Origin of the sequence: Microbacterium sp., from assembly GCF_052099035.1 — a bacterium.
Classification (GTDB): Bacteria; Actinomycetota; Actinomycetes; order Actinomycetales; family Microbacteriaceae; genus Microbacterium.
In genome coordinates this window covers 21,687-27,868 of sequence record NZ_JBQDSX010000036.1, presented here as the reverse complement: position 1 = coordinate 27,868, position 6,182 = coordinate 21,687, and the positions used below count along the sequence as shown (strand labels likewise).

Below are 6,182 nucleotides of genomic sequence, written 5' to 3'. Positions count from 1 at the left end.
GCGACCACTCAGTTCGCGGCGACCACTCAGTTCGCGGCGACCACCGCGATCACAGCATCCCCATACGCCTCGCGCTTCTTCTCGCCGATGCCGGTGATGCCGTCCAGATCACCCACGGATGCCGGACGCACCTCGGCGAGCGCACGCAGGGTCGCATCGCCGAACACGATGTACGCGGGCTTTCCGATCTCTTTCGCGGTCTCAGCACGCCAGACCCGCAGGGCTTCGAAGAGCGAGCGGTCGCCCTCGGCGACAGCATCCGATGCGGCCGACGTCTTGCGTGCGCGACTCGCGCTGACCCGCCCCATCGTGTCTTTGCGGAGGGGCACGGGAGTCTCGCCCTTGAGCACGCCGGCCGCAGCGTCGCCGGGCGCAAGGGTTCCGTAGTCGCCCTGTGCGACGAGGACACCGCGGGCGAGCAGCTGCCGCACGACGCTGCGCCAGTCCTGATCGGAGAGGTCGGCCCCGATCCCGTACGTTGCGAGACCATCGTGCTTCTGCTGACGGATGCGATCGTTCGAGGAACCGCGGAGGATGTCGATGAGGTGCCCGGCGCCGAACGCCTGGTTGCGCTCCCGCTTCAGCCGCACGATCGTCGACAGCAGCTTCTGCGCGGGCACGAGCCCGTCGAAGGTCTCGGGCTTCTCCAGGCAGGTGTCGCAGTTGCCGCACGGGTCGGATGCCTGACCGAAGTAGTTCAGCAGGTTCTGCCGGCGGCACTCGACCGTCTCGCACAGCCCGAGCATGGCATCGAGGTGCTGTCCGAGCCGCATCTTGAACGTGCGATCGCCGGGGCTCTGGTCGATCATGCGTCGCTGCTGCACGACGTCGCCGAGCCCGTACGCCATCCACGCCACCGCCGGCTCGCCGTCACGGCCGGCGCGACCCGTCTCCTGGTAGTACCCCTCGACCGACTTCGGCAGATCGATATGCGCGACGAAGCGGACATCGGGCTTGTCGATGCCCATGCCGAACGCGATGGTCGCGACCATGACGACGCCGTCTTCGCGCAGGAACCGGGACTGGTTCGCCGCTCGCACCTCAGCGGGAAGACCCGCGTGGTACGGCAGGGCATCGAGCCCCTGGGCGGCGAGATAGGTCGCCGTCTGCTCGACCGACTTGCGGCTGAGAGCGTAAACGATGCCGGCCGGCGGGGTATCCGATCCCTGAGCCTGTCGAAGGGTCGAGATGAACGAGACCAGCTGCTTGCGCGGGTCGACCTTCGGCACGATCCGGTACTGGATGTTGGGTCGGTCGAAGCTCGCGACGAAATGCTGGGCTCGATCGAGTTGCAGGCGCTCAGTGAGCTCCTTGTGCGTGGCGCGCGTCGCCGTCGCGGTGAGCGCCATGCGCGGCACGCCGGGGAACCGCTCGCCGAGATCTCCGAGGGCGAGGTAGTCGGGACGGAAATCGTGGCCCCACTGCGATACGCAGTGCGCCTCATCGATCGCGATAACGCTGAGGATGCCGCGCTGCAGCAGTCGAGTCGTCGCCGGCGACGACAGCCGCTCTGGTGCGACATAGATGAGGTCGAGCTCACCGGCGAGGTACGCGCGCTCGACCTCGGCGCGCTCTGACGCAGCCTGCGTCGAGTTCAGATACGCGGCGTTCACGCCGTTGGCACGCAGCGCATCGACCTGGTCATGCATGAGAGCGATGAGAGGGCTGATGACGAGCCCGGTCCCCTCGCGGACGAGCGCGGGAACCTGATAGGTGACGCTCTTTCCTCCGCCGGTGGGCATCAGCACGACAGCATCCCCGCCGCCGATCACCTGATCGACGATCGCCTCCTGATCGCCGCGGAACGCGTCGTATCCGAAAACCGTGTGGAGCGCTTCGCGAGCAGTCGCGTAGCGCGACGGTGTCGCCATACGCGATGCGGATGCTGGCGCCTCGACAGGCGTCGACGGACCCGGCCCCCAGTCGAGCGGCGGCTCGTAATCAGAGCCCTGCGGCTCCCAGTCCATCTCCTCGGGCGGCGGGGTGTCGTCCCACGGCAGATCCTCGTACGGGTCACGGGTCATCTGCGGCATCCCCCCAGCGTAACGACCCGCACCGACATGAGTCGCCGTAGGGTGGGGATAAGAGCAAGGGAGCAGCCATGACCGATGAGCCCACTGTCACCCGCAACGCCGAGACGTCGCGCTACGAGATCCACGTCGGCGACGTCCTGGCCGGATTCGCCGAGTACAAGGAGCGCGACGGAGAGATCCTGTTCACGCACACCGAGGTCGACCCGGCATTCCAGGGCAAAGGCCTGGCGCCGATTCTCGCCGGCCAGGCTCTGGCGGATGCCACGGCAACGGGTGCCTCGATCGTGCCGTACTGCCCGTACATCGCGCGCTACCTGAAGCGCAACGACGTCGAGGGCGCGAAGATCCGCTGGCCGGAGCTACCGGGTAATTAATACGAGATAGTTTCTTATTTTTGCTTGCGTCTATCGAATATCTGTTCCATTCTGGATGCATGGCAACGACCCGCCGCACCCTCCAGGAGATCGAGGATTCCCTCGTTCTCCAAGGTGCGCTGCTCGACGACTGGGTCGAGCGGCTGGCCCGGATCGGGCTTCGTGCGCCGCAGATTCTGCGTGTCGCCCTCATAGGTGGCGAGCGGATCTGCCTTCATGACGACGATGTAGTGCCCTGGCGTCCCCTCGACGGGCGCGGGATTTGTCACCCCCTCGACGCCTGCAAAGCTTACGGTTGCCGGGGTTCCGATGAGCAGTGCGGCGAGGGTGACGCCGACTGTCAACCGGAGGGGGAAAGACTCATCTGTCTGCTCCGTTGGTTGGGTCGTGAGGCTTCATCGCCACACAATCGATCAACCTAACGGCCGCACGGGCTCGCCACCATTGGCCGAATCGCCAGATGATCAGCGACCTTCGGGCAGTAAGCTGACCTGGTGCCGAGAACCCGTGTGCTGTCGACCCGCGTGCTGCTGATCTGTGCCGCCATCGGCGTCGCCACGGGTCTCGTCTCCGCCGGCTGGGCAGGTCTGCACATCCTCGCGGCGGCCGGTGCGATCCCCCTTTACGGCCTCGTACTGGGCTTCCACGTCCTCCCCGGCGTGATCGCGCAGCAGGTCCTGCGCGCACCGTGGGTTGCCCTCATCACGCACGCGATCGCCGCCCTCATCGGGCTGGCCTTCGTCCCCGCCATGGCCGGGCGGTACCTCCTCGCGGCCGTCGTGTTCGGCGGTGTGCAAGAGGGGGTCTCGGCACTCACCCGCTATCGACACTGGGAACCCTGGCGGTTCCTGCTCTCCTCCGCGATCACCGGCCTCGTGATCGCCGTGCCGCTATGGTTCGCCTTCGACGTCTCGAGCCTTCCGTTCTGGGGCGGGATCGGCTTCGGCGCCCTGTTCGTCGCGGGACCGGTCGCCTGGACCGTGGTCGGCCTCGCCATCGGCAGCGCCCTCCGGCGCGCGGGCGTCATCCGCGGCTGAGTTCCGCCGTTCCGGTCCCCTTCCGACTGCTGCACAGTTTCGATTCCTGCGCGGTTTCGATTCAGGTAAGGCTCAGCTAACCTGGAAGCATGCCCTCGTCTGCGCCCCTGCTCCGTGTGCGCGGGCTCTCGCTGACGCACGCGGGATCGACGCGCCCGTCGCCGGTGGACGTGAGTTTCGATGTGCAGCCCGGTGAAGTCGTGCTCGTGCTCGGCCCGAGCGGCTCGGGAAAATCGACGCTCACGCTCGCCCTGAACGGACTCATCCCGCAGTCGGTTCCCGCAGAGGTGTCCGGCAGCATCGAAGTCAACGGCCACGACACCGTGAGCACTCCCGTCGCCGAGCTCAGCGCCGACATCGCGATGGTCTTCCAGGACCCGGATGCGCAGATCGTCACCGGCACGCTGCTGGACGAGGTCGCGTTCGCGCTGGAGAACCTGCTGCTCCCGGTCGACGAAGTGCTCGGGCGGGCCGAGCAGGCGCTGCGCCAGGTCGGCCTGTGGGATCGCCAGGACTGGAACCCGGACCGCCTCTCCGGCGGAGGCCGGCAACGCCTCGCGATCGCCTGCGCACTGGCGATGGGATCCCCGCTGATCGTGCTCGACGAGCCGACCGCGAACCTGGACCCGCAGGGCATCGACGATGTCTACGACGCTCTGGCCGAACTCGTGGCGTCCGGCGATCGTTCGATCATCCTCGTCGAACACAATCTGGATGCCGCGATGCGCTTCGCGACCCGCGTGCTCGTCCTCGATCAACAGGGCCGGCTCGTCTTTGACGGCCCGGCCGATGAAGTGCTGCGCGGGCACACCGATGAACTGGTCGCGATGGGCGTGTGGCTGCCCGCTGCGACCCTGGCGGGGCGGATGCTGCGCGATCGCGGCATCCTGCCGGCAGACGCGCCGCTCCCGTTGACGCCCGAGGAACTGGCGGAGGCGCTGGCCCCTTCGACAGGCTCAGGGGCCGGCTCTGACTCCCCCCGCCGGTCGTTGAGCGAGTCCCCCCGCGGGTCGTTGAGCGGCTCCCCCCGCGGGTCGTTGAGCGAGCGAAGCGAGTCGAAACGGATTGAGCGAGCCGAAGGCGAGTCGAAATCGCTTCCCCCCATCGTCAGAGCCCAAAACCTCACCGTGAAACGCGGACGCACAGAGATCCTGCACGGCATCGAGCTCGACATCGAGTCCGGCTCGCTCACGGCGATCGTCGGCGCGAACGGCGCCGGGAAGACCACGCTCATCCAGGCGCTCGCCGGCGTCGTGCCACCGCCGAAGAACCAGGTCGAGGTCGACGGGCTGGATCCGGCGCGAGCATCACCCCGCGATCTCGCCGCACGCATCGGGTTCGTGTTCCAGAACCCCGAGCATCAGTTCATCGCACACACCGTCTTCGACGAGCTCGCGCACGGGCTGACCCTTCGACAGGCTCAGGGATCGGTTCGACAGGCTCAGGGATCGAAGATTGCAGATGCCGAGATCTCGGAGCGCGTGAACGAGATGCTGGTGCGGTTCGGGCTCGAGCACAAGGCCGACGTCCATCCGTTCCTGCTGTCCGGCGGCGAGAAGCGGCGACTCTCTGTCGGCACAGCGCTCATCACCCGCCCCCGCGTGCTTGCACTCGATGAGCCGACTTTCGGCCAGGATCGCGCTCGCGCCGACGAGCTCCTCCACCTCCTCGCCGATCTCCGCGCGGCGGGAACGACGATCATCATCGTCACGCATGACCTGCAGCTGGTCGCCGACCACGCCACGCATACCGTGATCCTCAATGAGGGCAGTGTGCACGCATCCGGCCCCACCGCGGAGCTGTTCGCCACGGCAGGACTGTTCGAATCGGCGGGGCTTCGATTGCCCGTTCTGCACCGTGCGCTGGACCCCGCGCTGCGCGGCATCCTCACCGAGGTGGCGCGATGACCACGATCACCTCGCCCACCAAGACGATCGACCCGTTCGCGCCAGAACTGCCAGCATCCGCCTGGCGATTCCTGAACCATCTCAATCCGTTGGCGAAGATCGCCGCCGTTCTGCCCGCCATCGTGCTGCTGGTGTTCGTCCGCGACATGACGACACCGCTGTGCTTCATCGCGCTCTCCTACGCCCTGATCCTCGCCGGCACACGCATCACGCCGCGCATCGCCGCACTGCTGTTCCTCGCGGTGCCGCTCGGCGTCCTCGTCATTGGATTCGGGTTCTCGATCTGGGTGGATGCTGCCAGTGTCGACGACACCGCGCCCTTCCTGCAGATCGGCGGATGGACGCTGTCCACCGGAGCCCTCCAGATCGGATACGCTAGCGCGCTGAGGATCGCAGCGATCCTCGCCCTCGCCCTCATCGCCGGTCTCACGATGACCGGCCCCGATCTGGTCCGAGCCGGCATCCAGCAGCTTCGCGTCCCCTACCGAATCGGGTACACCGCCCTCGCGGCCTACCGGTTCGTGCCGCGATTCGGCTACGAACTCAGTGTGATCCGTGCGGCCCATCGTGTGCGCGGACACCACCGTGGCCGCGGACCGTTCGCCGCGATCGCACGCGGCTGGGGCTACATCGTGCCCCTGCTCGCCAGTGCGATCCGGCATGCGGAGCGCGTCGCCCTTGCTATGGATGCTCGCGCCTTCGGCGCCCACCCGACGCGCACAGAGCGGCACCTGGTGCCCTTCCGCGTCCGCGACACGGTGTTCATCGCCTTGTTCATCGCGGCATCCGCGGTGATCTTCGCACTCACCTTCCCCTGGAAGTGAGCACGTA

6 protein-coding genes are annotated in these 6,182 nt (G+C 67.2%); 4 read left to right on the top strand and 2 right to left on the bottom strand.

The window, feature by feature from the left end; all coding sequences use genetic code 11:
• Positions 1–26: 26 nt before the first annotated feature.
• A complete protein-coding gene (gene recQ, locus ACTIAO_RS11735) occupies positions 27–2,033 on the bottom strand; it encodes a DNA helicase RecQ (protein WP_441906409.1) in 2,007 nt (668 codons plus the stop codon).
• Positions 2,034–2,101: 68 nt separating this feature from the next.
• Here recQ and ACTIAO_RS11730 point away from each other — a divergent pair, with 68 nt between their 5' ends.
• Entirely contained in the window at positions 2,102–2,407 is a 306-nt protein-coding gene (locus tag ACTIAO_RS11730; protein WP_441906408.1) for a GNAT family N-acetyltransferase, read from the top strand.
• Positions 2,408–2,421: 14 nt separating this feature from the next.
• On the opposite strand, the gene ACTIAO_RS11725 is transcribed toward ACTIAO_RS11730, so the two are convergent.
• Entirely contained in the window at positions 2,422–2,676 is a 255-nt protein-coding gene (locus ACTIAO_RS11725) for a hypothetical protein (RefSeq protein ID WP_441906407.1), read from the bottom strand.
• Between the two features lie 225 nt (positions 2,677–2,901).
• Between ACTIAO_RS11725 and ACTIAO_RS11720 the strand changes: the two genes are divergently transcribed.
• The 3 genes from ACTIAO_RS11720 (at position 2,902) to ACTIAO_RS11710 (ending at position 6,175) form a co-directional block, all read left to right on the top strand.
• On the top strand, positions 2,902–3,444 hold the full coding sequence (locus ACTIAO_RS11720; protein WP_441906406.1) for an ECF transporter S component: 543 nt from the start codon (positions 2,902–2,904) through the stop codon (positions 3,442–3,444).
• A gap of 89 nt (positions 3,445–3,533) precedes the next feature.
• Positions 3,534–5,351 carry an ABC transporter ATP-binding protein gene (locus tag ACTIAO_RS11715; RefSeq protein ID WP_441906405.1) on the top strand — a complete coding sequence of 606 codons (1,818 nt, stop codon included), beginning with the start codon at positions 3,534–3,536 and terminating at the stop codon, positions 5,349–5,351.
• Entirely contained in the window at positions 5,348–6,175 is an 828-nt protein-coding gene (locus tag ACTIAO_RS11710; RefSeq protein WP_441906404.1) for an energy-coupling factor transporter transmembrane component T family protein, read from the top strand. Before ACTIAO_RS11715 ends, ACTIAO_RS11710 begins: the two co-directional genes overlap by 4 nt.
• Positions 6,176–6,182 lie beyond the last annotated feature (7 nt).